Origin of the sequence: Vibrio cholerae ATCC 14035 (genome assembly GCF_000621645.1) — a bacterium.
Taxonomy (GTDB): Bacteria; Pseudomonadota; Gammaproteobacteria; order Enterobacterales; family Vibrionaceae; genus Vibrio; species Vibrio cholerae.
Genome location: NZ_KK211324.1, coordinates 99,844 through 125,845, shown reverse-complemented (window position 1 = coordinate 125,845; position 26,002 = coordinate 99,844). Strand labels below are relative to the sequence as shown.

Genomic DNA, 26,002 nt, shown 5'->3' with positions numbered 1-26,002 from the left:
TCTCAATCAATGACTTCATGGTTGCGTGGTTATTTTTTTCGATGCTTTTCACAATTATTCCAAAAAAAGCCTGCTTAAAGAATAACCTTAATTGTGATTTCTATCACCAAAATGGAATATTTTATTCCATAGAATCGCCTCAATTCGAAATTTGCCGAGAAGCCTTATGAAGATTGATTTAACTCGTTTAGTGACCGAAAGCCGTAATCCGGCCAGTGAGCAGATTGATACCTTACCCACTTTGGACATGCTGAAAGTGATTAACCAACAAGATCAGTTGGTTGCCTTGGCGGTTGCACAAACTTTGCCGAAAGTGGCGCTAGCGGTGGAAGCGATTACCGCTGCTTTTGCTCAAGGTGGACGCTTGATTTATATGGGCGCAGGCACGTCTGGTCGTTTAGGGATTCTCGATGCGAGTGAATGTCCGCCGACCTACGGTAGCAAGCCTGAACAGGTGATTGGCTTGATCGCCGGTGGACATACGGCGATTTTGAAAGCAGTCGAGAATGCCGAAGACAACCGCGAGCTAGGCCAAAGCGATCTTAAGGCCCTGAACCTTAATGAAAAGGATGTGCTGGTTGGCATCGCCGCCAGTGGCCGCACACCGTATGTGATTGGGGGAATGGAGTACGCACGCTCGGTCGGTACCACCGTAGTATCACTGGCGTGCAACCCAGGCTGCCCGATGGAGGCGTGCGCGGATATTGTGATTACCCCCGTAGTCGGTGCGGAAGTGGTTACGGGATCATCACGTATGAAAGCGGGCACTGCGCAGAAACTGGTGCTCAATATGCTGACCACGGGCGCGATGATCAAAAGTGGCAAAGTGTTTGGCAACCTGATGGTGGATGTGGAAGCGACCAACGCCAAGCTCATCCAACGGCAAACCAATATTGTAGTAGAAGCGACAAGCGTAAGCGCTGAGCAAGCGGAAGCGGCATTGGCCGCGTGTGGTCGCCACTGCAAGACTGCGATTTTGATGATTTTGGGCGGTTTTAGCGCAGAGCAAGCCGCACAAAAACTGGCGCAGCACCAAGGTTTTATCCGCGCAGCGCTCAACCAAGAATAAACAGCAGAGAGAAGGAGCCGATGATGGCCAAAATAACCCAAACCATGATGGCACAAGTGCTGTCTCTGGTGGGCGGCAGTGGTAACGTCGCCAAATGTGGCAACTGCATGACTCGCTTGCGTTTAACGCTGAATAATTCTGCGCTCGCCGATCATGCGGCATTGAAAAAAATTTCCGGAGTGATGGGCGTGGTTGAAAGTGACGCGCAACTGCAGATCATCCTCGGTCCCGGTAAAGCACAAACGGCCGCGGATATGATGAATGCCTTGATTGAATCGGGCGACAACGTGGCACCTGCAGTGAGCGAGGCGGATCTCTCCACGATTGCCGCGCAGCAGAAAAAGCAGATGAAGAGCAAGCAAACCAGTGCGGTACAACGCTTTTTGAGCAAGTTTGCCACCATTTTTACCCCGCTGATCCCCGGATTTATTGCCGCAGGCTTGCTGCTGGGCATTGCGACTCTGCTTGAGCAAATCTATGTGGTTGGCCAAACCCCGAGCGAGTTTATGCTCGATCTGGTGGCTTATCTCAAAGTGTTTGGCAAAGGGCTGTTTGCGTTTCTCAGCATCTTGATTGGCTATAACGCGCAGCAGGCATTTGGCGGCTCTGGCGTGAACGGGGCGATTCTGGCTTCGCTGTTTGTACTCGGTTATGACCCAGAAGCAACCAAAGGCATTTACTCGGGGATGAGTGAGTTCTTCGGCTTTGCAATTGACCCGCGTGGCAACATCATCGGGGTATTACTGGCGGCAATTTTAGGCGCGCAAGTGGAACGTAAAGTGCGTGAATACATGCCGGATGATTTGGATATGATCCTGACTTCGGTGGTGACTTTGCTGATCATGGGCGCGGTGACTTTCCTCATCATCATGCCTATCGGCGGTGAGCTGTTTAAAGGCATGTCATGGCTGTTTTTAAACCTCAACGATAACCCACTCGGTGCTGCCATCTTGGCCGGTTTGTTCTTGATCTCGGTGGTGTTTGGTATTCACCAAGGGTTTGTGCCGGTTTATTTCGCACTGATGGAAGCGCAAGGCTTTAACTCACTGTTCCCGATCCTTGCCATGGCAGGCGCTGGGCAAGTAGGTGCCTCACTGGCGCTGTACGCGAGAGCCAAAAAAGAGACCACGATTCGCACTCAAATTAAAGGGGCGATCATCCCGGGCATTCTCGGCATTGGTGAGCCACTGATTTATGGCGTGACGCTACCGCGAGTGAAACCTTTTGTCACCGCCTGTATTGGCGGTGCGGCGGGCGGCTTCTTTATCGGTCTCATCTCTTATTTAGGACTGCCCGTTGGCCTCAATACCGTGTTTGGCCCATCCGGTGTGGTGGCGATTCCCCTGATGACGTCAGCCGAAGGTATTTTTGCGGGTATGGCGGTGTTTGTCGGTGGTTTGCTCATCTCTTATACCGTTGGCTTTGCGGCTACCTACTTCTTCGGTTGTAAAGACGTCGATCTGAGCTAAGTTGGTTCCCTGTAGGTTATCCCCTTAACGAATGGGGGATAGTAAAAGCGCCCAATCTAGGGCGCGTTCTTTTCAACGATTGAAGCTTTTCAACGATTCAAGACGCTACTTCTTGGTTATTTTATCCAAGTAGCCCATCGCAAAAGCCGAGACCACAAAAGTAATGTGCAGCAGCAAGTACCATTTGATTTTGTCACTTTCGATGTTTTCGGTATTCATAAACACTTTGAGCAGATGAATTGATGAGATGGCCACAATCGAAGCAGATACTTTGTTTTTCAGCGAGCTGGTATCAAGCTTGCCCAGCCAACCGAGTTTATCTTCACTCTCATCGACATCGAGTTTAGACACGAAGTTCTCATATCCGGAAAACATCACCATCACAATAAGGCCGCCCACCAGCGACACATCAATCAAAGAGAGTGCGACTAGGATTAGGTCCACTTCTTTGATAGTAAAAATGTTTGGCAGTAGGTGGAAAATTTCTTGGAAGAATTTAATACCTAGCGCGAGCAGCAGCAGGCTTAAGCCAAGATAAATCGGCGCCATAATCCAACGTGAAGAATAGAGAAGTTTTTCGATCAAACGTTCCATAGGTTTCCAAGTACTAATAGCTAATAGGTTAGGGGATTAAATAAAAGCCCCGAATCAACGAGGCTTTAAGGGTTATTCGATGTTTTGGATCTGTTCTCTCATCTGCTCGATGAGTACTTTCAGCTCCACACCGGAGGCGGTGATATCGGTTGAGATGGATTTAGAAGCCAAGGTGTTCGATTCACGGTTGAACTCTTGCATCATGAAATCGAGTTTTCGGCCACATGAGCCGCCTTTTTTCAGCACTTCACGCGCTTCTTTGACATGAGAGTCGAGACGATCCAGCTCTTCGGCCACATCCGATTTTTGTGCCAGCAGGATCAGCTCTTGCTCTACACGGCTTGCATCAAGCTCGATTTTCGCCTCTTCAAATTTGCTGAACAGACGCTCGCGTTGCCATTCCAGAATTTCTGGCATGCGTGCGCGTACTTTGACCACTTCGGCGCTGATCGCTTCCAAACGCTGCTCAATCAGCGCTTTCATGTTATCGCCTTCACGGCCACGCGCGGCGATAAATTCGTCCACGCCTTCATCAAACGCACTGAGTAGTGCTTGGTTGATGGCGTCCATATCCTGCTCAGGCGTTTCCATCACGCCCGGCCACTGCATCACTTGGAATGGGTTAATGCGGCTGAGTTCACCGGTCATGTGCATGATCTGGTTAGCGGCATTAATCACTTGCTGGGCGAGTCCTTCATTGATGGTGAGGTGGCTTTGCGCGGCTGGATTCGCTTCAAAGCGCAAATGACACTCGATCTTACCGCGTGACAGGCGCTGACGAAAACGCTCGCGCAGCAGTGGCTCTAAACCACGGAACTGCTCAGGCAGGCGGAAGTACGTTTCTAAATAGCGTTGGTTAACCGAGCGAATTTCCCACACGGCGCTGCCCCAATCGCCTTTGACTTCTTTGCGTGCGTACGCAGTCATGCTGTAAATCATCAGGATGTCCTTTGCTTTCATCTCTTTGTGACTGGCGCTAATAGTAGCAAAACAGGCAAAACGGCGCTACCGTGCTGAATTCGTTAACCTAGCGCCTGTAGGGGCTTTGGGCTATAATCCTGCCCCAACCGAATTGATACAGCCACAAGAAGGTCGAGACCCTATGCGTCCAGATAACCGCGCTGCGGACCAAGTTCGCTCCATCAAAATCACCCGTCACTACACTGCGTACGCAGAAGGCTCGGTGTTGGTGGAATTTGGCAACACCAAAGTGTTGTGTAATGCCAGCATTGAAGAAGGTGTGCCACGTTGGTTAAAAGGCCAAGGTAAAGGCTGGGTGACAGCGGAATACGGCATGTTGCCGCGTGCAACCCATTCACGCACGCGCCGTGAAGCGACCAATGGTAAGCAAGGCGGTCGTACCATGGAAATCCAGCGTCTGATCGCGCGCAGCCTACGTGCTGTGGTGGATCTGGAAGCGATGGGCGAAATCATGATCACCGTTGATTGTGATGTGATTCAAGCCGATGGTGGTACGCGTACCGCTTCGATTACTGGTGCAAGCGTGGCACTGGCCGATGCTTTTGCCCATCTGATCGCCAAAGGCCAACTGAAGAAGAACCCGATGAAAGGCCATGTGGCTGCGGTTTCGGTTGGTATCCTAGGTGAAGATGTGCTGTGCGATCTGGAATATGTCGAAGATTCTGCCGCTGATACGGATATGAACGTGGTCATGACCGAAGAAGGCAAAATGATTGAAATTCAAGGCACTGCTGAAGGTGAGCCGTTCAGTCATGAGCAGTTGCTGGAATTGCTGGCTGTCGCGAAAAAAGGCATTGCCGATATTGTCGCAGTGCAGAAGGCATCGTTGTTAGATTGATTAAGTAGCTCCCAATTGGGGGCTATTTTTTTGCCTAGGAAATCCCTTTTTGGACGATGCCTGATCCTCATCGCCTTCTAGGGGGAGTTAGCCTTAAGTGTGATGGCTCTTTTAGGGGTGCTAGCCTTAAAACTCCTCCCCCTTTTAGGGGGAGGTTGGGAGGGGGTAGATCACGAGCAGATGCGTTTGTTGCTGGTAACCCCACCCTGACCCTCCCCTAGAAGGGGAGGGGAAAAAGACAACCCTACTCAAGAAGGGAGGGAGCACAGAACACCACCCCCTCTTCTAAAAAGAGACGGAACAATGTTTGAATTTCTCCCTGTGGGGAGGAAGTAAGTCCAAGTGTATGAGTTAAGAGAGAGAAATGATGAAAGCTTACCAGCGTGAATTTATTGAGTTTGCCCTAGAAAAACAGGTGCTGAAGTTTGGCGAATTTACTTTGAAGTCAGGCCGTAAAAGTCCTTATTTCTTTAACGCTGGTCTGTTTAATGCTGGCCGTGATTTAGCGCGCTTGGGCCGTTTTTATGCGGCAGCGCTAGTGGATTCAGGTATTGAATTTGATGTGCTGTTTGGCCCTGCTTACAAAGGCATTCCGATTGCTACCACCACAGCAGTCGCATTGGCGGATCACCACGATGTGGATACGCCTTACTGCTTTAACCGCAAAGAGGCCAAAAATCACGGCGAAGGCGGTAATCTAGTGGGCAGCAAGTTAGAAGGCCGCGTGATGTTGGTGGATGATGTGATCACCGCTGGTACGGCAATTCGTGAATCGATGGAGCTTATCCAAGCCAACAAGGCTGATTTAGCCGGCGTGCTAGTGGCGATCGATCGCCAAGAGAAAGGCAAGGGCGAGCTCTCAGCGATTCAAGAAGTGGAACGTGATTTTGGTTGTGCGGTGATTTCGATTGTGAGCCTGACCGATCTCATCACCTATCTTGAACAGCAAGGTAACAACACTGAGCATCTAGAGGCGGTGAAAGCGTATCGTGCACAGTACGGAATTTAAGCGTATTCATCCAACTAAGCCTAAAACGAAAAAACAGCCTCAAAATGAGGCTGTTTTTCTAGCATTAAGCTCAAGAACAAAACACTTAGCTTTGATCGCCATGATGGGAGTTGTCGTAAATCTCTCGTCCATCACGCTGAGTTTTCAGCAACGACAAGTTCCACATGTACTGCTCCGGCTGTGGCGTGACCAGCGCTTCAATCGCACGGTTCATCGCCAGTGCATCGGCTTCTTCATCGCCGGTTGGGAAGTTTTGCAGCGCAGGCAAAATGTGCACTTCATAACGGCCTGAATCACTGTTGTAGCATGACATCAAAGGCACCACGTGTGCTTTGCACAGCTTAGCCATTTTGCCAAACCCTTTGAGCGTGGCTTTTTCGGTAGCAAAAAACGGCACAAACACGGAGTTTTGCGGGCCGTGATCTTCATCCGGTACCCAGTAGCCAACATAGCCGGATTGAATGGAACGCAAGAAAGGTTTGATGCCCGATTCACGAGTGAAAATACGGCCACCATACTGCATACGTTGGACGTGCATCAGCCAATCGGCAATCGGGTTGCGCTGCGGTTTCATGATGTTGGCGACTTTGTAGCCGCGAGCCGCCAGCATAACGGCGGCGTAATCAATGGCCCAAGAGTGCGGGACTAACAAAATCACGCGCTCACCGCTATCCAGCAGTGGCAGCAAGTTCTCTTCGCCAATCAGTTCGCCCCGTGCGTTGTTGTAGCGGGTCGAGCGCACCAACAGCTCTGAATAACCGAGCATAAACTGCGAGGCTTTCACAAACGTATCGTGCAGGATCTGCTCGCGCTCTTGCTCGCTTTTCTCTGGAAAACAGTAGGCGAGGTTAACCCGAGCGCGGCGTACTACGCGGCCATTTTTCTTGATGATGAGTGGCACCAAAGGTTTCGCCAGTCGATCACGCAAGCGCCAAGGAATAAAGGCTAACAGTGCTGCGAAAGCGATGCCAATCCAAGTGCCCCAGTGTTTGGGGTGCAGAAAGCGCCACTCAAATTGCGGGTTATGTAGATGGCGTGCAATGCCGTTGTCTTGATCGCTCACAAATTCACCTTTACTGATAGCGCGAGTTGGTCAGTTCGTAGTCCGGCAAGGATTTGAAGCGTTTGTGCAGCCACATCCATTGCTCGGGGGCGCGCAGTATAATCTCTTCGACAAATTTATTCATGTAAGCCGCGGCAGCGGTTTCATCTTTTTGTGGGTAGTCCGCTTCAATTGATTTATCAGCCATGATCTCATAACGCCCTTGCGCGTTACGGAAACCGGAGCCGATGACAATCGCGCAGTGGCTGGTGTAAGCCAAAATACTGGTGCCGGTGGTGGTACAAGCTTCTTCTACCGCAAAGAAAGGCACAAACACCGACTTATTGTGGCCATAGTCTTGGTCTGGCAGGTAGAACAGACGCTCGCCTTGGCGTAACACGCGGATCATCTGCTTAATATCGGTTCGGTTGATAAGCTGATTGCCATTGCGTGTTCGACCACGGTACTGAATGAACTCATAGGCAGGATTACTGTGCGGACGATACACGCCATAGCCACCGATGCCTAGCACAGCAAACGCGCGCGCGGTGATTTCCAGATTGAGTGCATGTACGCAACACAGCAAAACGCCTTTGCCTGTTTGTGCATGTTGGCGAATGGCTTGGGTATCTTTATCAATCAAAATGCGCTTAAAGCGCCAGGTTGGCCAGAACCAAGTGATCCCAGTTTCAATGAGAGCCGCACCGGTGTTTTTGAAGTTTTCCAAGACAAACGCATCGATCTCGCTTTGGCTCATGGTTGGGAAGGCGAGTTCCAGATTACGTCTGGCGATGTGGACACGCTTTTTACCAAAGCGCATCGAAAATTGGCCTAAACTGCGGCCGATTTTTAGCAGCACAGGATAAGGCAGCAGGTTAACCAGTAGGGCGAGTAGGCCAAAACCAAGCCAGACTCCCCAGTATTTTGGGTGCAATAAAGAGAAGGAGAATTCAGGTTTGCTGTATTTATCTTGACTCATTGTACTCACTTAATCTGTGCACTTAGCAGCGCCCAGTATTCATCAAAATTCGCGGTTGGCAGGTATTTGAAATCAGAACGCACAAAGCGATTCAAGCTGCCTTCCACCTGACCGAGCAGCTGCGCGGCGAGGATATTTTCATCCACCGGGAAGGATTTGCCTTCGCGGAGTTTACGTTCACGCAGAATTTGGCGCAAAGAGGTTTCAATCCGTTCAAACAACTGATTGATGCGATCGCGCAAGCGCTCATTTTCAAACATTAAAGCATGTCCTGAGAGAATGCGTGTCAAGCCCGGGTTACGTTCGGCAAAGGCAAGCAGCAGTTGCATCACCAAACGAATGCGATTGAGCGTGTCTTTTTCTTCATCAAAGATGCGGTTGATACGCGACATCAAGGATTCTTCAATAAACTCAATCAAGCCTTCAAACATACGAGCTTTGCTCGGGAAATGGCGATACAGCGCGGCTTCGGACACGCCAACTTGCTTAGCGAGTTTTGCGGTAGTGATGCGTGAAGCCCCTTCATTGGATTCAAGCATCTCGGCTAGAGCTTGCAGGATTTCTTCGCGTCGATTGATTTTTTTATTGCCGGCCATGCCCCGTTTTTCCTTTTGGTTATCACTGCTGATGAACAACAACTACGTCGCAGACTCAGCGCCTGCGACAAAGATGAAACCTTTGAAGTGTAACTAAGCTCAGAGGTTGTTCGAAGCGTGTTGATAAAAATGGTTGAAGTAGGTGGCGAAAATAACGCCTACATTTGCTCATGAATCAAATGCATTACTGCGCTAGCGAGCGCGTCTTTACTGGTTAAAGGTAGGCTGTGTTGCCCTTCTTTCCAGAATAGGGTCAAGGCATTGTCATTGCTGTTAAAGCCTTGGCCAGCAATCGAGACGTCGTTAGCGCAGATCATATCCAGATTCTTGCGCACGAGCTTGCTACGCGCATAGGTCTCGACATCTTGCGTTTCTGCCGCAAAGCCAACGGTAAACGGTCGATTCTCAGTCAGAGCCGCAACGGACGCCACGATATCGGGATTTTTCACCATCTCAATGGTCAATGTGTCGTTATCACGGCTCTTTTTTATCTTCTGTTCGGCCACGGTTTGTGGGCGGTAGTCGGCTACCGCGGCGCACGCGATAAAGATCTGGTGTGAGGTTGCCTCTTTCATCACCGCGCTGTGCATTTCTAATCCACTTTGCACATCAATGCGATTGACGCCCACCGGCGTTGGCAGATGCACCGGACCGCTGACCAGCGTGACGTCAGCGCCGAGCTGCGCGGCGGCTTTGGCGAGCGCAAAGCCCATTTTTCCTGAGCTGTGGTTGGTGATGTAGCGTACTGGGTCGAGCGCTTCACGAGTGGGGCCCGCGGTGATCAGCACGCGTTTACCGACAAGAATTTTCGGGGCGAAGAAGTTTTCACAGTGCGCCACTAATTCCATCGGCTCCAACATACGACCTGGGCCGACATCTCCACAGGCTTGTTCGCCAGCCGCAGGACCCCAAGTCAGATAACCACGGCGGATAAGCGTTTGTAGATTTTCTTGGGTCGCGATATTGCGATACATCTGCTGATTCATGGCTGGCGCAATCGCGACTGGTGCGCTGGTGGCCAGAATGAGCGTGGTGAGCAAATCATTGCCCATGCCTGCGGCCATGCGCGCGATGAGATCGGCAGTCGCCGGTGCCAGCAGCACCAAATCGGCCCATTTAGCGAGCTCAATATGCCCCATTGAGGCTTCTGCCGCAGGGTCAAGCAAGCTATCCGATACGGGACGTCCGGAAACGGCCTGCATGGTCAGCGGAGTAATGAATTCTTTGGCGGCGTGGGTCATCACCACTTGCACGGTCGCGCCGCGCTCCACCAATCGACGAGTCAATTCTGCACACTTATACGCTGCGATACCGCCACTGATACCGAGCAGAATCTTTTTGCCTGCCAATGATTGCATTTGGGATCCCTCAAAAAATCTGCGCGCTATGTTAGCACAGCTCTTAATAAATGTCGGAGTGGTGTCAATCTTGTCTTTTTCTTGAACTGGTCAAGCTGCAAAGCATCGGTCATTTCACAGACAATAGACCATGAATATGAGATAAGTCATTCACAAAGCTAACAATAATGAAAGGGAATCTTATGCTGTCTTCTCTACGAAGCCGTACCAAATTACTGCTATTGACGGTCATTCCTCTGATCGTCATTACCGCCTTGGTCATGGCGGTGAATTATCAGAGTGGGTTATCTACCTTACAAAAAGAGCTAGAAAACTACCGCACCGATCTGATTGATGCCAAGAAAAAAGAGCTGCAAGCCTATCTCATGATGGGGGTGACGGCGGTGAAACCCTTATATGAGAGTGATAAAGCCGGTGAAAACCAAGCGCAAGCCAAACAAATCCTCAAAGCGATGCGTTTTGACAGCGATGGCTATTTCTTTGCTTACGACTCACAAGGGGTCAATACCCTACATGCGATTAAGCCTGAATTAGAAGGCAAAAACCTCTACGGCATGAAAGATGAAAATGGTGTGGCGGTGATTGCTGGCTTAATTGATGCCTCGAAAACGGGCGATGGATTCCTCTATTTCTCTTGGCACAAACCGACGATTAATGCGCAAGCGCCGAAACTGGGTTATGCCGAATACCTGCCGAAATGGGATTGGGTATTGGGGACGGGCATCTATATTGATGATGTCGATACCCAAGTGGCAGAGTTTCGCGCGCAGCGCGAGGCGGATCTCTACGATCAAATGATCTCCGCGATTGGGCTTTCGGTTGTCGGTTTGGTGTTCACTATTATTGCGGTGAGTGTTTTGGTGTCTCGCGGCATTGCACCACTGCAACATGTGGTGAGTTCACTACAGGCGGTGGCTGCGGGTGGCGGCGATTTAACCGCGCGGATTAAAGTTGAGAGCCAAGATGAGATTGGCGATGTAGCGAAGGCGTTTAACGCCTTTATGGATAAGCTGCATCCGCTTATGACTGATATCCGCGCCTCGGCCAATACGGTCGAAGCGGCTGCGCAGGAATTGGATCAACAAACCTCGCAAGCCAGCCATAAGATGGACGGTCACTGTTTAGAGACCGATAAAGTTGTCGCTGCGGTGACTGAAATGAGCGCCACGGCGCGCGAAGTGGCGAGCAACACTTACTCGACCGCGCAAGCGATTGAGTCGGCTAACAGCCAAATTGCTGTCGCGCAGAAAGAGGTGAATCTGGCGATTGATGGGATTGGTGAGTTGGTCAACGAAGTGAACCAAACCTCTGCTGCGGTAGGCGATCTCAGCCAACAGGCGGCGAAGATCACCCAAGTGCTGAAAGTGATTGGCGATATTGCTGAGCAAACCAATTTACTGGCACTGAATGCGGCGATTGAAGCGGCGCGAGCGGGTGAACAGGGGCGCGGCTTTGCTGTGGTGGCCGATGAAGTACGCTCACTGGCGAGTCGTACTCAAAATAGCACTAAAGAGATTGGTGAAATGCTCAATGCGCTGCACCAAGGGGTCAGTAAAGCGGTGCAGAGCATGAACATCAGCCAAGAGCGTGGTGAGAAAACCGCGCTGGAATCGGTGCAGATTAAAGAGAGCTTAGCGGGGATCTCCAAAGCAGTAAGCCTAATTCATGATATGGGCATTCAGACGGCTTCTGCGGCTGAGCAGCAAAGCGCCGTAGCAGAAGACATCAACCAAAATCTGGTCGCGATTCAGCAGATCGTCAATGAACTTAGTGAAAGCTTTAAACAGACCGAAAGCGTTAGCGCAAGTTTGTCCCATTCTGGACAACAGATGGGCACTTTGGTTGGGCATTTTAAGCTTTAATCAACAGTGAAATTGCATTGCCGCTTGAGGTGATTCGAAACTTTATTAGGGCCGCTTGCGGCCCTTTGCTTTCTCTGTTTTGTGTAAGCAAAACCGACCCAGAGAAAAGATATGAGCCTAAAACAGTTACCCACCGAATCCATGCCGCGCGAAAAATTGCTGCAACGCGGTCCACAATCATTAAGTGATGCGGAATTGCTGGCGATTTTCCTACGTACAGGCACCCAAGGCATGAACGTGCTCGCCTTAGCTGATCTGCTGCTGCGCGATTTTGGATCGCTGCGCGCACTGTTTTGTGCCTCCAAGGAGCAGTTTTGTCGCCACAAAGGGTTGGGCGAAGCCAAATTTGTTCAATTACAAGCGGTATTGGAGATGACGCAGCGTTATCTCGCTGAAACCTTAAAGCGCGGTGATGCCCTCACCAGTCCGCAGCAAACCAAACTTTATTTATCGAGCGTGCTGCGCGATCGCCAACGAGAAGCCTTCTATATATTGTTTTTGGATAACCAACATCGTGTCATTCGTGATGAGATTTTATTTGAAGGGACGATTGATGCGGCGAGCGTTTACCCACGAGAAGTGGTTAAGCGGGCGCTGCACCATAATGCCGCTGCGGTAATACTGGCACACAACCACCCATCGGGTGTTGCGGAACCGAGTCAAGCCGATCGAAGGATCACCGATCGCCTGCGTGATGCACTCGGTTTGGTTGAGATTCGTGTGCTGGATCATTTTGTCGTCGGTGATGGGGAAGTGGTCTCTTTTGCTGAACGTGGCTGGATATAGTCAACACTTATGGTTTGCGGCATTTTTAAGCTTGTGAGTTAGCGAGAATCTGCTAATATGCCCCGACATTTTTTAACCCTGATTCAGCTCGCACCGTAAAAAGATCAGCAAATCCTGCGAAAAGGATCTGTTCGGGTCTTGAGCAATGTGCGGCAAGTTAGTATAATGCGCGACCTTTGATAGCCTTGTATGGGTATTCCATAACGGTTTTTAACCTCAACTTCTGATTTTGGAAAGAGAGAGGTTCGGCCACCAAGGTTGATATCGAGCTGAAACGATTTGGAGAAGACATTCATGTCACGAGTATGCCAAGTAACTGGTAAGCGTCCTGCAGTTGGTAACAACCGCTCACACGCAAAAAATGCTACTAAGCGTCGTTTTCTGCCGAACCTACAAACTCATCGTTTCTGGGTAGAGAGCGAAAAACGTTTTGTTAAACTACGTCTAACTGCTAAAGGTATGCGTATCATCGACAAGAAAGGCATCGATGCTGTTCTTGTAGAGATCCGTGCACGTGGCGAAAACGTTTAAGAGGAATTGAGCAATGGCTAAAGGCATTCGCGAAAAAATCCGCCTAGTATCATCTGCAGGTACAGGTCACTTCTACACCACTGATAAGAACAAGCGCAATATGCCTGGCAAGTTCGAGATCAAGAAATATGATCCTGTAGTTCGCCAGCACGTTGTGTACAAAGAAGCAAAAATCAAGTAATTGATTTAGCTCTTGTTTACAGTGTTGTAAAAAAACCCAGCCTTTGGTTGGGTTTTTTTCTGCCTGTTATTTGGGTTTTGGCTGCCAATAACAGAAAGCCCAAGGTATAGAGCTCCTCTTATACTCAAACTACTTGGTGTTGCAGCTTCAAGTAGCAAGGGGATGACTAGGATCTCACTAAGCACTTTGTTAATCTCAAAACGTTTGCTTATCGCAAGGAGTGATTATGCGCGTTTCTCCCAATCGACGTCGCCGTTGGAACAACATTCTGATTTTGTCTGTGATTGCTTTTATCGCGGTGATTAATCTGCCGACCGTGATTAAAAGCTATTTATTGCCCGATCCGGCGAGCCAGTTTCCAAGCTTACTGAGAACAGACGCCACCTTACAGGCGTTGTATTTCCCTGCGTTTTCATTAGAAAAAAGCCGCGAAGAGTGGCAGTCGGAGCCTGAGTTGAGTGTTGATGGGCAAGAATTAGTGCAGCGTTGGCATGCACTCACTGGGACAGAAGTGGATGAGGCGACGTATCGCGCCCTGCAACCAACGTTGCCAAACGCACAAACGATAGAAGTGTGGTATGCCGATCGCGAAGAGCCACAAAGGATCACCTTCTATCAAACCCCACAATTTTGGTTGCTAAAAAACTGGCAAGATCGTTGGATTGCGGTCTCGGCCGAAGCGAGTTATCTATTCCCTGCGCCATTGTAAGAGGTTGTCATGCCTGAATTACCTGAAGTTGAAGTCAGCCGTTTAGGGATCTCCCCACATTTGGTCGGTGGCACCATTCAATCCTTAGTGTTACGTACGCCCAAGTTGCGCTGGCCTATCCCTCAAGAGCTGAAACAGCTTGAAGGGCAGACCATTCTCGCGATTCATCGTCGAGCCAAGTATCTGATTATTGAAACCGCCGTCGGCAGTGCGATTGTGCATTTGGGTATGTCTGGCTCGCTGCGTATTTTGGATGGCGATTTTCCTGCCGCGAAACACGATCATGTGGATCTGGTGATGACCAGCGGCAAACGGCTGCGCTATAACGATCCGCGTCGCTTCGGGGCTTGGTTATGGTGTGCGCCTGATGAGAGCCATGAAGTGCTCGGGCGTTTGGGGCCTGAGCCGTTGACCGAAGCTTTTAACGCTGAATATATGATGGACAAAGCGCGCAACAAACGCATTGCAGTCAAAGCTTTTATCATGGACAACGCAGCGGTCGTGGGTGTGGGGAATATCTATGCTAATGAATCGCTGTTTACATCACGCCTCCATCCACTACGCCCCGCTCATTCGCTGAGCTTAGAGGAGTGGCAAACCTTAGTGGCGAACATCAAACAAGTGCTGCAAGTGGCGATTAAGCAAGGCGGCACCACACTGAAAGATTTTACCCAAAGCGATGGTAAGCCGGGCTATTTCGCGCAAGAGCTGCAAGTGTATGGCAAAGCCAAACAGCCTTGCCCCCATTGTGGAGAGCCGCTTTGCGAGCAGAAAATTGCTCAGCGCAATACCTTTTTCTGCCCGCAGTGCCAGCATTGATATACCCAAACGACTTAGAGTTGCAGGTAGCCAACATCGCTGCAGCTTCAAGTAGGAAGGGGATTGAGGGATGTGAGCTTGCATCCCTTTGAAGCGCTAGATTTTTTTCTTTTGATGTAGAGCGTTAGCGACAATAGCGGGCACAAACTCATCCACATTACCGCCGTGGATTGCCACTTCCCGGACTAAGGTCGACGAGATAAATGCGTGCTCTTCGGCGGGCGTTAAAAACACACTCTCTAAGCCCGGCATTAAACGGCGATACATATTGGTGAGACCAAATTCGTATTCAAAATCGACTGTGGTACGCAAGCCGCGGATCAATACATTCGCTTTTTCGGCTTTGGCAAAATCAACTAACAATCCGGAAAAGCCTTTCGCGCTGACGTTATCCAGATGTGAGGTGACTTGGCGCGCGAACTCGACGCGCTCTTCGAGCGTAAACAGAGTATTTTTACTCGGGCTGGCGGCTACGGCGATGATCACTTCATCAAACATTTGCGCGGCGCGCTCAATCAAATCCAGATGACCGTTAGTGATGGGGTCAAAAGTGCCAGGGTAAATCACTCGGGAAAGACGTTTTTGGCTCACAATCCGTTACTCATCAATCAGGGAAGTGGCCTCATCCTAACAAAAAGCCTCACATTTACCTATGAAGTCGGTATGATGAGCACGCAAAATTTCACACCTTATCGAGCACAATGAAAAAGTTACTGGTTATTCGCAACGATAAAATTGGCGATTTTATGCTGGCTTGGCCAAGTTTCGCCATGCTGAAAGCTTCTCTGCCGGATTGTCATATCACCGCGCTGGTGCCGAAATATACCGCCGCATTGGCAGAGCTTTGTCCATGGATTGACGCGGTGATCATCGACCCCGGCCAACAGGCTGATAAGGCGCAGCATAAGCAACTGGTGCAAACAGTTAAAGCACAGCAGTTTGATGCTTCCATCAACCTGTTTTCGACTATGTATAACGCACTGTTAGTGTGGAAAGCGCGCATTCCTTACCGTTTAGCGCCGGCGACCAAATTGGCGCAGATTTTCTATCAGCACCGCATTAAGCAAAAGCGCTCGCAATCGGCCAAACCGGAATATGAATACAACCTCGATTTGGTACGCGCTTTTTTGCGTGATATCGGCCAGCCGATTATTGAACCTAATGCACCGTATCTGACCTTTCCAGCAGAGCAATTGGCAGCGCAGCGCAGCAAACTTGCTGAGCAGTTAGACATTGGCCCCGACAAAGCGTGGCTTTTTGTGCATGCTGGCAGTGGTGGTTCAGCGAATAATCTCTCCCTTGAGCAGTACTGTGAGTTAGTCACAGGAGTGATGGATGAGCACAAACAAGTGGTGCTCACCGCAGGTCCCGGTGAAGAAGAGAAAGCGGCGCAATTGCAAAGTTTACTTGCTGAGCAAGGAGTATTGGCAGCCTTGTACGCCAAAAATGACGGGTTGGTTGATTTCACCCGCTCACTGGCGTGCGCGCAGCTTTTCATTGCGGGCTCGACAGGGCCTTTGCATATCGCGGCAGCCTTGGATGTGCCGACGGTCGGATTCTTCCCAGCCAAGCGTTCAGCAACGCCACTGCGCTGGCGACCACTCAACTCGCAAGGTAAGCACATCGCTTTTTGTCCGCCGCCTGCAGACGATAAAGCAAACCAAGAGAACATGGGTCGGATTGATATGAAGAGCGTATTGACTGAGCTTGCGCCTTGGCTGCGTAGTGTGCAGCTTTAATCATTAAAAAAGGGAGCTGCGGCTCCCTTTGTCTTTGTTACTTTACTCGATAGATATCGACTTAGCGTTTGTAGTGCTCGTCATTATCACGTGCCCACAAGTCTGCGTATTTTACAAAGGTAGAGTGTGCAGAGAGCAGTGCAATTAAAAATCCCTGTTTTCCATCTAAAAAACCGCGCTTGAGCAGATACATTTTCAGAAAACAGCCCACAGCATGGACGATGCCTTGAGAAAGGGAAGCCTTCTTGCCTTTCGCTTGACGTTGATCCGCCCACGCTTTGGCGTAACCCGCGGATTTCACCAGATAGTGATGCACATCGTTATAGGTGTAGTGAATCGCATCGCCCGCTAAAGTTTCGACTTTCATGCTTGGTTCAACGTGCACCTTTTCATGCACTAATGCGTCATTGTAGCGAGTCAGTTGAGTTGGATAGAGGCGCAGTACGCGATCAGGGTACCAACCGCTATGGCGGATAAAGCGACCAAACACCCAACTGAGGCGTGCAAATTGATACAAGGTATCGGGCTTATTGGCAGCAACGGCTTGCAAAATGCTCTGCTTGAGCTCTGGAGTCACTCGCTCATCGGCATCCAGCCACAGCACATAATCCGATTGGACATAAGATTGTGCCAGTTGGCGCTGCGGGCCAAAGCCCGGCCACTTTGCATTCACGTAAAAATTTTCAGTGTAACGACGCGCGACCTGCTCGGTTTCATCGTGACTGCCAGAATCGAGCACTACGATCTCATCAACCCAGTCGTGCACGGTTTGTAAGCACTCATCCAGATGACGCGCTTCATTTTTTACTATCAATGCGACAGCAAGCGTTGGTTTACTCACGAAAAATCCTCGTTACGAATAAATCTGGGTATAAAAGGTGTATCAATCGTTCACCTGTGTGGCCATGATGTCAGCAGCGGCACGCTCAAACATCGCAATCACTTGTTGCGCAGTGATGCGCTGCATCGCATTGGGGTCTTTAACCCGAGTGCGCCAATCAACCTGCTGCGGCGTTTTACCGGTTTCCGCAAGTAAAGCTTCTTGGTAAACGGAAACGACATAGTGGCGATAATGGTATGGACCTGTGCGCTCAGGATTATGGTGAGCGTAGAGACCAATGATTGGTGTATTCATGGCATTAGCCATATGCGCAGGGCCTGTATCGGGAGCGATCACCAAATCTGCCTTTGCGATCAGTGCGAGCATCTGTTGCAGCGTGCTTTTTCCCACCAAGTTTAAGACGGGGTGAGCGAGTGCTTGCTCCACTTGCGCGGCCAGATCGCGCTCAACTTGTGCTGGGCTTCCGGCCAAGATCACTTGCCAGCCTTGTTGTTGGGCATGTTCAATAACTGCTGCATAGCCCTCTGCCGTCCAATTCTTATAAGCTTTGCTTGCTCCGGGCACCACAACTAAGCGAGGCTGCTCGGGCTGAAACTGCGCCTCAGCCCATGTCAGATCGTCAGGTTGGCAGGTGAGTGACCACTTAGGCTCAATATCGCGAATACCTAAGTGCTCAACGAATGCCAATAAACCATCTAAGACGTGCATTTTGTCCGGTGAGGGAACTTTGACATTGGTAAACCAAGTTTGAAAATCTTGGCTGCGCGCTGCATCAAAACCCAGTTTATAGCGCGCTTTGATCCCCAAAGTCGCAATGCTGGCGCGAAAAGCGTACTGCATGTGCAGCAGCGCATCAAAACGCTCGGACTTTAATTGCTGCCAAAGCTGAGTATAAGCACGCCATCCGAGTTTTTTATCAAACACGATGACCTGAATATCGGGCAGAGATTGGATAAGTTCTGCTTCCAGTTTACCCGTCACCCAAGTGATGCGTGTTTGCGGCCATTGGCGTTGAATCGCTTGTACGGCAGCTATCGTATTACAGACATCACCAATCGCCGATAAACGCAGGATACAGAGGGAGTGTGGGGCTGATTGAAACAATGCCATAGCCAAGCCTATTCGATAAAACTATTCGATAATTGAGCCAGAATTATGCAGAGCTGACCAGAAAATGTAAAATGCAGCACGCCAGATGCAGAGCAAAACTGCAAAACTACCGGATAACGATAGGAATCGCCCCTTGATACAGACGTTCAACGACGCGCAGCAGAAAGTTTGGTTTGACGACGCGCTTTTGCATGAAGACCCAAGTCAATGCTGCAACCCCGAGTTTTGGCAGCAAAATGGTAAAGTGCTCGGAAGCGCGACAGGACGAGGCACTACGTGGTTTGTACAGTTGCAACAGACACAAGGTGCGTTGCGTCATTATCGCCGCGGTGGTTTGTTTGGAAAGCTGGTGGCCGATTCTTACTGGTTCACCGGTTGGGAAAAGACTCGCAGCTATCAAGAATTTATGCTGCTCAATCACTTACGCGATGCTGGCGTCAACGTACCACGCCCGATTGCCGCTCGCGTACAAAAACATGGACTGCTGTATAAAGCCGATCTCTTAAGTGAAAAAGTGCCGAATGCCCGCGATCTGGTGAGTATCTTGCAAGAAAGCCCGATCAGCGATGAACTCTATCGTAAAATCGGCCGTGAGATCCGCAAAATGCACGATGCGCAAGTCAACCACACCGATCTTAATATTCATAACATCTTGATTGATGACCAAGAGAAGGTATGGATTATTGATTTTGATAAGTGTTATGTGCAAATTGGAGATTCTTGGAAACAAGGGAATCTCAAACGATTGAAGAGGTCGTTTGAGAAAGAAGTCTGCAAGCGAGGGATTAATTGGAGTCTTGAAGCGTTTGCTATTATTTCTAGCTATAAACATGAAGAGTAAAATATGCTATTCGATCAGATTACATTCGTAATTCAAGGACCTATTACACCGTCCATTACCTCCACATCTGTTCGACGTTTACGATCAATTTTCCCAGGCTGTCAAATTATCGTATCTACTTGGGAAGGAGAAAATACGCAAGATATTGAAGCTGATCTTATTATTTATAATAAAGATCCAGGTTCAACTATATTTGTATATAGTAAACGAAATGATGCTATACCTGTTAATATAAATCGACAAATTGTGTCAACTGTTTCTGGATTACGCCATGTAAAAACTAAATTTGCAGCGAAATTGAGAGCTGATAATATTTTAAACAAAAGAAGGGTGTTAGAAATTTTTGAGCAATTTCCTTTACGTAAGGAGGGTTATGCAGTTCTGAATAACAGGCTTGTTTGTTCTAATTATTTCGCGAAGGAGTTTGAGAGGGGGCTAAGTGTACCTTTCTTCTTCTCTGATTTTTTCCAATTTGGTGAGGTTGAAGATCTACTTAAAGTATGGGATTGTGATTTATATAGTGATTATGATTTCAAATCAACATTGAGCGGTAAGAAGCAGCACAAATATTATCCAAATGACAGTGTTAATGTAGAGCAGAAAATTTGGAGCAATGCAGCAAGAAAACTATATCCTTATGAATTAAAAGATGAACATGGTGATCATTTTGCAAGGCAACAATCGTATAATTTTATGATAAATAATCTTATCATTGTTGACGGAGATGAACTTGGATTAGACGTACCACAACGTCTTCGACACTCAAATAGCTATCCCTACGATTTTTTTACGTTTCAAAGATGGAAATGGTTGTATGAAAACGAGTTTTTAAAAACTAAAAACACTCCATTAAACTTCAAATTTTTTTGGTATTTGTCACTTATAATTAAGACTATTAGGAAAGGAGTTAGGCTAAAATTAAGAAAAACCTTAACTCCTATTTTTATTAAAGTTAGAGAGTGATATTTAATTAAAAGAATGGATCTTTTTGAGTATACGGCCTATTTGATTTCTATAGTAACGGTATAGACGTTTCTTATCATATGGTATTGATGTTATTTGATTAAGATGCAGCCAATCCTTAAGGTCATATTCAAGCGCCAGATTACCTCGTTTATAGAAGCGCTCAGTGACATCCAATCCAATATTTTCTGGACAATCCATGAGTAAGTTATTGGCCATAAACTGTGGCCAAAAGTTTTCACCTAAGCCTGCGTGATCGCAGGTTTTACTCTCGATATGGTGCTCTTCATCGAGTAGTGCGGAGATCCAATTCAGACATAAAACTTGCTCCGTTGCTGGGTGGCGTGCTTTGTAGCCCGGCTTAAGCGTGAAGTGTAATTCTGGTATCCAGCGATCAGACCAAATAGTCAGAAGATCTTGGGTCAGTCCAAAATCAAACAGATCGCTTTTATGAAAATGCACCGGATGTCCGTAGTGGCTCGAAATAAAAAACGTACTGCTGGTGAGCACTCGCTGAGTCAAAAATTGATAATTCTGAGCTCGGGGGAGATCGGCATATCGTTCATACAACTCAACAAATTGGCGACCCGTCAGTAGGTTATCGGTACGTAACTTAACCGCATAAGGCGTTTTTACCGCTTTCAGCCCCATGTGGGTGCTGTACATCTGACGGTTATTATTGAGTTTAATTGGCTGACCGTCATAAAAAACGGTATTTGCGCCGGGATCATCCAATTCCAACACTTGGTCGTAATCGAGCCCATCCAACGGCTGCCCTTTCCAAGTAGACAGAATGATGGTCGATTTAGGAAAAAAGCGTCGTATGGAGTTCAAACATTGCTCTGTGATGCCCGCGATTTGCTGACGACTGGCGCTGGCTTGCACTGGCCCCTGTACAACAAAGGTGATCGCTTCATCATCAATCTTGATCATGGTTGTGGCTGCCTCAAAAAGTCAGTGTACTCATCTGGCACGCCACAAAAAATGACCTCATGACGTGCGATCAAGTGGTAGTGAATATTTAACCCTTTTTGAATGAGTAGGTTGTAGAGTGGCGCAATGTATAGCTCGCCTCGCTCCCATTCTTGGCTAGGTCTTGCAACATATTCGCGATACGCCTCCAAGTAATCCTCTTTACGATTAAAGTGATAAAGCCCGGTACTACAGAGATCGGAAATCGGATTTTTCTCGGCTGTCTGAATCACTTTGGTGCTGCCAGCATGTTCTGGTTTGGCGAAAGACCAGTTGTCACCACCGCCCTGAAACACTTCTAGGTAGCCATCGCTGTGTTGGCTAATGTCAGGAAATACAAAATTCGGACGAAATGTGTCGATGTTAAACACCGTGATCGAGCCTTGGTAGTCCACGCCTTGCTTTGCTAATTCCTCTAACCCCAAAGTCACCGTTTCTGCTTGGCCGCGAGTTTCGGTATGCAATTCAGCAATGTAAAACTGTTTAATGCCAAGTTGAGTCGCTTTTTCACGCACAAAGGCCGCTGTGTCGTAAACATTGCGCACAATAAACAGAAACGGAGTGCTAGCAAAATAGGCGGCAAAGCTGTTGACCGAGTGTTCAAACAGGGTTTGACCATGGGCTTCAAGCATATATTTAGGCTGGGTATAGCCGGCTTTAAAGAAGCGAGAACTCATTCCCGCCATTGGGATTACAATCATTGATCAAGCCTCAGTAAAATTTGATGGAGACGAAATGCATTCGCAAATAAGGCATCTTGGCGGCGACGATCATCGGCATGCAAAGGCAACATGGAGAGGAATAGTTGAATTTGCATCGCGTAGAGATTTTTCGCCGTGAGACCGAAGGTCTGTTCAATAAGCTCGATAAAACCTTGTTGCGTCTCTTTATGATGGCTCTGTTCGGCAATCTTTAATTCGATCGCGTTATCGGCAATCTCAACATGGTAGTAACCGGCAATAATCCAGTCATATAAACCAAGAATCGAATGACTCAGCTTAGCGAGATCGTAGCGGATATCACCATATAGTGTTTTCTGCCCGTCAGGCGTCATCCCTCTAGGATCAATGGTCTTAATCTTGTTGGCTCGGAAGTCATACAAAATGTTGCTAAAGCAAAAGTCACCGTGTAAGACCCCTAGCAAAGGTTTGCCATCAGGCAGATGTTTTTGGCTATCACGTAGAATTTGCGCTAGCGAAATATCTTGTCCAGCAAACTGCCATTGATCTTCTAAAGTGATGTGTCGCGCTGCACAGAATTCGTTGAGGCGTAGAGCGGTTTTATCGGCAAACAGTATGTCGAGAGTATTGATAGGAGCATTGGGCTCGACTGCTTGCTCAAGGCATAGGCTTAAAAACTCCACCGCGCTAGCTAAGATTTTCTGCCAGATTTGGCTCGGTAATCTGGAAAAAACGAATAACTCGTTCAGTGCTGTTAGGTAGAGATATTCTAAGCGATAGGAAATTTTCCCCTCGCTGTTTTGGCTGCCTAAATATTGTGGAATGAAACCACGCATCGCCATCGGCAGATTGTCAAACCAGTAAGCTTCAGCGGCGATTTTTTGGTTTTTGATGCTCGATTTTTCAATCCATTTAGCGGTGATGGTCAGTTCATTAAAGGCGCGCTGAGTGGTGAATTCGGCTTTGGAGTGATAGTAAGTATTCACATGGCCAAAATCGAGCCAACCGATGGAGTTGACCGCACTTAAGCCGACGCTTTTATGATAGCGATTGAGGCCTGCAATAAACTTCCATTCACTCTGTGTGATACAACGAACCAGTTCCCGTGGGTGGCTGAATTTGAAGTAACCATCGATAATTCGCTGACTTTCGTGACTCATGGGCGTATTGGCATCTTGTAGCCAATCGACGTCATCATTAGTTAATACGGCCCAGTTATAGCTGTCTTTTGCCGTGGAAACGCTGACGATATCATCGCCAACGGGCAGTTGGTTAAATAGCGTATCACCGTAGAGGATGTGCAGTGGTGCATTGAGTGAGTGCCCACTAATATTGAGTGCCGCCACCAGTGATGCCCCTAAGCTGAGTCCATCTGGTGTAGCGATAATTGTCACCTGATTTTGTTCAAGCCACTGGAGGTCAATCTCTGAGACCACATAAGACTCAGGTAAAGAGAGGTAGACTTTTACGCCTTGTGGTGCCAAAGCGACTTGATGCTGAAATAGGCGACGATTGCCTAACGGCAGAAAACTCGGAGGAATACGCCCAAATTCAGATTCCAACTCTTGGCCAACATAGGCACCAGACATAATTAGGAACATGATTTTTCCTTCTCAAAGAGTTGGTGGATCTCTTCTAAATTCATCGAGGCAAATTCGGAAGGGCGCACGGCGCGATCATCAATGTAAAAGCCATCGTGCCCACACCAAGGTTTTCCTACTAAAATTTCATCATAAGGCACTTGGTGTTTATCCAGCCACTCAGTAATGATAGGAAGCGTGTGGATATTGATTTTGCCGACGTTACCTTCATAAGTGCGCATATTACGCGCCGTCGAAATCACAATCTCAAACCCTAGTTGGTGATATTCGCGAAGTTGCTCAATCACATCAAGCCGAGGTAGCACGTTACGATAATCTGAAGTATTAGCTTGGGTGAGAGTGCCGTCGAGGTCGACGATCAATTTTTTCATTGGGCGAATTCCTTAGTAAAACCTAATTCGGTCAAGGTATTTTCGAGAGCTCCACGATTTTGCATTACAATCGCTAAGGCATTTTTTCCGCATTGCTGCCGTTCTTGAGCATCAGAAAACCAATGGTTCACCTGCTTGGCAATGGTTTCTGGTTGGTCAGCAATCACACAGGCATGTGCATTGATGAGTGCGTGGGTGATATCGGTAAAGTTGTAAAAGCTAGGGCCTGTAACGATGGGTTTTGCCAGTGCAGCAGGTTCAAGCAAATTATGCCCGCCGACTTTTTTGCCCACTAAACTGCCACCCATAAAACACACATCAGAAGCGCCGAGCAAGACCAGCATCTCTCCCATGGTATCGCCGAGATACACTTGAGTGTCGGAGGTTATGGTTTGTTGGCTGCTACGAGTTTGCACTGAAAAAAGGCTAGCTGCGAGCTTATGCACCGCCGCAAAACGTTCAGGATGGCGCGGCACTAAAATCAACAAAGCATTAGGATGCTGCTTGAGGATTTCTTGATGTGCCGCAAGCACAATTTCATCTTCACCTTGATGTGTGCTGGCGGCTATCCAGACTGTACGATGTTTACCTAAAGCCGTTCTGAGCGCTTCACCTTGAGCAATCACCTCATAGGTGATGTTGATATCAAACTTAATCGAACCGGTAATTTTGATTTTTGTCTCAGCCACACCGAGCTGAATAAAACGCTGCGCATCGTCTGCAAATTGACATAACACTAGGCTGAGAGGTTTCGCCATACTGTTAAAGAACGGGTGAATACGCTGATAGCCGCGATAGGATTTTTCCGAAAGTCGTGCATTCACGAGTGTAATCGGCAAACCCGCTTTGGCAACGGTATGCAGAGTATTTGGCCACAGTTCTGTTTCCACTATGATCAATTGGCAAGGTCGTACACGACGCAAAAAGCCTCTCACCGCAAAGGAAAAATCAATCGGGGTATAACGATGCTCAACCCAATCCGCCAATTTTTCCGCTTGTTCAGCACCCGTCGGGGTCGTGGTAGTCAGCAGAATTGGTGTATTCGGTGAACGTTGCTTAATTTGTTTTATGAGTGGCGTTACCGCTAGGGTTTCACCCACCGACGCGGCATGGATCCAGATCGGTGGGGTTGTGGTTTTTAGTGGTGGGGTAATGCCGAAATGCTCTTTCCAACGTTTTCCGACACTGGGTTTCCCCTGTCTACGGCGATAGAGGCCATACAGTAAAAACGGTGCAGCTAAAGTGAGTAAAAGCGTATAAAGCGTACGGAGCAGCATTATTTTTTCACGAGATCTTCGGGATTGATGTGTGTCCATTTACCACGAGGTTTATCAATGTACTGGAAGTGTTCATTGGTAAAGGTGCCCTGAATACATACGTATTTACGGTCTTGAGTGTGAATCACCGCTTTAGCTGACAAGATGTTATTGAGTACCGTTGGTCCTGTGGAGTGATACACCCCCATGGAAGGCTCGTAGTGATTCACGTTATAAACCACCTGTTCAATGGTGGCCTGTAGATCTGGATTGTTTGGTGCAGTTGCAATGAAGTAGTTAGTGATCTCGGTATTATTTTTAATGCGAATATACAGCTCTTGTGAGTCGCCGAGCAGCTTATCGAGCGGCCATACTAGCGTGGCATCAATATCCATATACACACCACCATAGGTATTGAGTACCACTAAACGCCATAAGTCAGCTTGGGCTGCACCGTTAGTGAGGCGAGAGTAAGCATCATAAACTTCTGGTGATGTATGTTCTTTTAAGAATTCCCCACGTGCTTCGGTACTCACATAGCGATAGTCACAGTTGAGCGACATGAGGCGGTTAAACAGATAGTTAAGGTAAACCGGTAGTGAGGCTTGATCGGTAAAGTTGGTTTGCCAAATAGTGCGTGGAATGGTGGCATTGGCGCGCATTTTTAGCTTAGCTGGTGAGTAAGCGGGAATCGTAAAACGCAGCTTTGGAAACACCCAATGAAATGGGTAAGAGAGCATTTTAAATAGGTTGCCAGTCAGACGAATCAGTCGGTTGGCGATCAATACGGTTACTTTGCTCATAT

At 48.3% G+C, this 26,002-nt stretch carries 29 protein-coding genes; 14 read left to right on the top strand and 15 right to left on the bottom strand.

Annotation, left to right across the window (positions count from 1 at the left end; genetic code table 11):
• The first annotated feature begins 166 nt into the window (after window positions 1-166).
• Together murQ and murP are read left to right on the top strand one after the other, a co-directional pair.
• On the top strand, window positions 167-1,069 hold the full coding sequence (gene murQ, locus T411_RS0118330) for an N-acetylmuramic acid 6-phosphate etherase (protein ID WP_000687189.1): 903 nt from the start codon (window positions 167-169) through the stop codon (window positions 1,067-1,069).
• A 23-nt stretch (window positions 1,070-1,092) separates the two neighbouring features.
• Window positions 1,093-2,538 carry a PTS N-acetylmuramic acid transporter subunit IIBC gene (gene murP, locus T411_RS0118325; RefSeq protein ID WP_001074156.1) on the top strand — a complete coding sequence of 482 codons (1,446 nt, stop codon included), beginning with the start codon at window positions 1,093-1,095 and terminating at the stop codon, window positions 2,536-2,538.
• Window positions 2,539-2,643: 105 nt separating this feature from the next.
• On the opposite strand, the gene T411_RS0118320 is transcribed toward murP, so the two are convergent.
• Entirely contained in the window at window positions 2,644-3,132 is a 489-nt protein-coding gene (locus T411_RS0118320; RefSeq protein WP_000440285.1) for a TIGR00645 family protein, read from the bottom strand.
• 72 nt (window positions 3,133-3,204) lie between these two features.
• Window positions 3,205-4,071, bottom strand: a complete 867-nt coding sequence (locus tag T411_RS0118315) for a YicC/YloC family endoribonuclease (RefSeq protein ID WP_000640566.1) — start codon at window positions 4,069-4,071, stop codon at window positions 3,205-3,207.
• A 163-nt stretch (window positions 4,072-4,234) separates the two neighbouring features.
• Between T411_RS0118315 and rph the strand changes: the two genes are divergently transcribed.
• Both rph and pyrE read left to right on the top strand, forming a co-directional pair.
• Window positions 4,235-4,951 (top strand): ribonuclease PH, encoded by a 717-nt coding sequence (gene rph / locus T411_RS0118310; protein ID WP_001247183.1) that lies wholly within the window; start codon window positions 4,235-4,237, stop codon window positions 4,949-4,951.
• A gap of 367 nt (window positions 4,952-5,318) precedes the next feature.
• Entirely contained in the window at window positions 5,319-5,960 is a 642-nt protein-coding gene (gene pyrE / locus T411_RS0118305) for an orotate phosphoribosyltransferase (protein ID WP_001912051.1), read from the top strand.
• An 85-nt stretch (window positions 5,961-6,045) separates the two neighbouring features.
• Here pyrE and lpxN read toward each other — a convergent pair whose 3' ends face one another.
• From lpxN to slmA, 3 genes are read right to left on the bottom strand one after another with little or no spacing between them, the layout of a single operon-like run.
• Window positions 6,046-7,023, bottom strand: a complete 978-nt coding sequence (gene lpxN, locus T411_RS0118300) for a lipid A biosynthesis myristoyltransferase LpxN (RefSeq protein ID WP_001283384.1) — start codon at window positions 7,021-7,023, stop codon at window positions 6,046-6,048.
• A 10-nt stretch (window positions 7,024-7,033) separates the two neighbouring features.
• Complete coding sequence (locus T411_RS0118295; protein WP_000076199.1) at window positions 7,034-7,981, bottom strand: Kdo(2)-lipid IV(A) acyltransferase; 948 nt, start codon at window positions 7,979-7,981, stop codon at window positions 7,034-7,036.
• 5 nt (window positions 7,982-7,986) lie between these two features.
• Complete coding sequence (gene slmA, locus T411_RS0118290) at window positions 7,987-8,577, bottom strand: nucleoid occlusion factor SlmA (protein WP_000918350.1); 591 nt, start codon at window positions 8,575-8,577, stop codon at window positions 7,987-7,989.
• Here slmA and T411_RS1000000120665 point away from each other — a divergent pair.
• Complete coding sequence (locus T411_RS1000000120665) at window positions 8,533-8,670, top strand: hypothetical protein (protein WP_001889830.1); 138 nt, start codon at window positions 8,533-8,535, stop codon at window positions 8,668-8,670. The genes slmA and T411_RS1000000120665 overlap by 45 nt on opposite strands.
• A gap of 65 nt (window positions 8,671-8,735) precedes the next feature.
• Here the strand turns inward: T411_RS1000000120665 and coaBC are convergent, their stop codons facing one another.
• Window positions 8,736-9,935 carry a bifunctional phosphopantothenoylcysteine decarboxylase/phosphopantothenate--cysteine ligase CoaBC gene (gene coaBC, locus T411_RS0118285; RefSeq protein WP_001190972.1) on the bottom strand — a complete coding sequence of 400 codons (1,200 nt, stop codon included), beginning with the start codon at window positions 9,933-9,935 and terminating at the stop codon, window positions 8,736-8,738.
• A gap of 182 nt (window positions 9,936-10,117) precedes the next feature.
• Between coaBC and T411_RS0118280 the strand changes: the two genes are divergently transcribed.
• From T411_RS0118280 to mutM, 6 genes are all read left to right on the top strand, one after another.
• A complete protein-coding gene (locus T411_RS0118280) occupies window positions 10,118-11,797 on the top strand; it encodes a methyl-accepting chemotaxis protein (RefSeq protein WP_000953041.1) in 1,680 nt (559 codons plus the stop codon).
• Window positions 11,798-11,908: 111 nt separating this feature from the next.
• Window positions 11,909-12,583: a RadC family protein gene (radC, locus tag T411_RS0118275; protein WP_000053959.1), complete on the top strand. Its 675-nt coding sequence runs from the start codon at window positions 11,909-11,911 to the stop codon at window positions 12,581-12,583.
• Window positions 12,584-12,877: 294 nt separating this feature from the next.
• The gene (rpmB, locus tag T411_RS0118270; RefSeq protein WP_000091952.1) at window positions 12,878-13,114 is read left to right on the top strand and encodes a 50S ribosomal protein L28; all 237 of its coding nucleotides are present in this window, start codon (window positions 12,878-12,880) and stop codon (window positions 13,112-13,114) included.
• A 13-nt stretch (window positions 13,115-13,127) separates the two neighbouring features.
• Complete coding sequence (gene rpmG / locus T411_RS0118265; protein WP_001051801.1) at window positions 13,128-13,295, top strand: 50S ribosomal protein L33; 168 nt, start codon at window positions 13,128-13,130, stop codon at window positions 13,293-13,295.
• A 226-nt stretch (window positions 13,296-13,521) separates the two neighbouring features.
• Window positions 13,522-14,004 carry a hypothetical protein gene (locus T411_RS0118260; RefSeq protein ID WP_001266257.1) on the top strand — a complete coding sequence of 161 codons (483 nt, stop codon included), beginning with the start codon at window positions 13,522-13,524 and terminating at the stop codon, window positions 14,002-14,004.
• A gap of 9 nt (window positions 14,005-14,013) precedes the next feature.
• Window positions 14,014-14,823, top strand: coding sequence for a bifunctional DNA-formamidopyrimidine glycosylase/DNA-(apurinic or apyrimidinic site) lyase (gene mutM / locus T411_RS0118255; RefSeq protein WP_001114647.1), 810 nt, complete (start codon window positions 14,014-14,016; stop codon window positions 14,821-14,823).
• A 96-nt stretch (window positions 14,824-14,919) separates the two neighbouring features.
• Here mutM and coaD read toward each other — a convergent pair whose 3' ends face one another.
• Window positions 14,920-15,414 (bottom strand): pantetheine-phosphate adenylyltransferase, encoded by a 495-nt coding sequence (coaD, locus tag T411_RS0118250; RefSeq protein WP_000078888.1) that lies wholly within the window; start codon window positions 15,412-15,414, stop codon window positions 14,920-14,922.
• A gap of 110 nt (window positions 15,415-15,524) precedes the next feature.
• On the opposite strand from coaD, the gene T411_RS0118245 reads away from it, so the two are divergent.
• Window positions 15,525-16,562: a glycosyltransferase family 9 protein gene (locus T411_RS0118245; RefSeq protein ID WP_000735619.1), complete on the top strand. Its 1,038-nt coding sequence runs from the start codon at window positions 15,525-15,527 to the stop codon at window positions 16,560-16,562.
• A gap of 61 nt (window positions 16,563-16,623) precedes the next feature.
• Here the strand turns inward: T411_RS0118245 and T411_RS0118240 are convergent, their stop codons facing one another.
• Entirely contained in the window at window positions 16,624-17,403 is a 780-nt protein-coding gene (locus T411_RS0118240) for a glycosyltransferase family 2 protein (protein WP_000042993.1), read from the bottom strand.
• Between the two features lie 42 nt (window positions 17,404-17,445).
• Complete coding sequence (locus T411_RS0118235; RefSeq protein WP_001173305.1) at window positions 17,446-18,513, bottom strand: glycosyltransferase family 9 protein; 1,068 nt, start codon at window positions 18,511-18,513, stop codon at window positions 17,446-17,448.
• A gap of 133 nt (window positions 18,514-18,646) precedes the next feature.
• Here T411_RS0118235 and T411_RS0118230 point away from each other — a divergent pair, with 133 nt between their 5' ends.
• Together T411_RS0118230 and T411_RS0118225 are read left to right on the top strand one after the other, a co-directional pair.
• On the top strand, window positions 18,647-19,354 hold the full coding sequence (locus T411_RS0118230; RefSeq protein WP_000616620.1) for a 3-deoxy-D-manno-octulosonic acid kinase: 708 nt from the start codon (window positions 18,647-18,649) through the stop codon (window positions 19,352-19,354).
• A gap of 3 nt (window positions 19,355-19,357) precedes the next feature.
• Complete coding sequence (locus tag T411_RS0118225; RefSeq protein WP_000895771.1) at window positions 19,358-20,317, top strand: WavE lipopolysaccharide synthesis family protein; 960 nt, start codon at window positions 19,358-19,360, stop codon at window positions 20,315-20,317.
• 3 nt (window positions 20,318-20,320) lie between these two features.
• Here T411_RS0118225 and T411_RS0118220 read toward each other — a convergent pair whose 3' ends face one another.
• The 6 genes from T411_RS0118220 to T411_RS0118195 are packed head-to-tail and all read right to left on the bottom strand — an operon-like array spanning window position 20,321 to window position 26,000.
• On the bottom strand, window positions 20,321-21,250 hold the full coding sequence (locus T411_RS0118220) for a WavE lipopolysaccharide synthesis family protein (protein ID WP_000590014.1): 930 nt from the start codon (window positions 21,248-21,250) through the stop codon (window positions 20,321-20,323).
• Entirely contained in the window at window positions 21,247-21,990 is a 744-nt protein-coding gene (locus tag T411_RS0118215) for a glycosyltransferase family 2 protein (RefSeq protein ID WP_000635450.1), read from the bottom strand. The genes T411_RS0118220 and T411_RS0118215 overlap by 4 nt, the downstream gene beginning before the upstream one ends.
• Window positions 21,987-23,570, bottom strand: a complete 1,584-nt coding sequence (locus T411_RS0118210) for a hypothetical protein (RefSeq protein ID WP_000478646.1) — start codon at window positions 23,568-23,570, stop codon at window positions 21,987-21,989. Before T411_RS0118210 ends, T411_RS0118215 begins: the two co-directional genes overlap by 4 nt.
• Window positions 23,561-23,941, bottom strand: coding sequence for an HAD hydrolase family protein (locus T411_RS0118205; protein WP_000734011.1), 381 nt, complete (start codon window positions 23,939-23,941; stop codon window positions 23,561-23,563). The genes T411_RS0118210 and T411_RS0118205 overlap by 10 nt, the downstream gene beginning before the upstream one ends.
• The gene (gene waaA / locus T411_RS0118200; protein ID WP_000926844.1) at window positions 23,938-25,218 is read right to left on the bottom strand and encodes a lipid IV(A) 3-deoxy-D-manno-octulosonic acid transferase; all 1,281 of its coding nucleotides are present in this window, start codon (window positions 25,216-25,218) and stop codon (window positions 23,938-23,940) included. The genes T411_RS0118205 and waaA overlap by 4 nt, the downstream gene beginning before the upstream one ends.
• Window positions 25,218-26,000: a glycosyltransferase family 32 protein gene (locus T411_RS0118195; protein ID WP_000049394.1), complete on the bottom strand. Its 783-nt coding sequence runs from the start codon at window positions 25,998-26,000 to the stop codon at window positions 25,218-25,220. The genes waaA and T411_RS0118195 overlap by 1 nt, the downstream gene beginning before the upstream one ends.
• Window positions 26,001-26,002 lie beyond the last annotated feature (2 nt).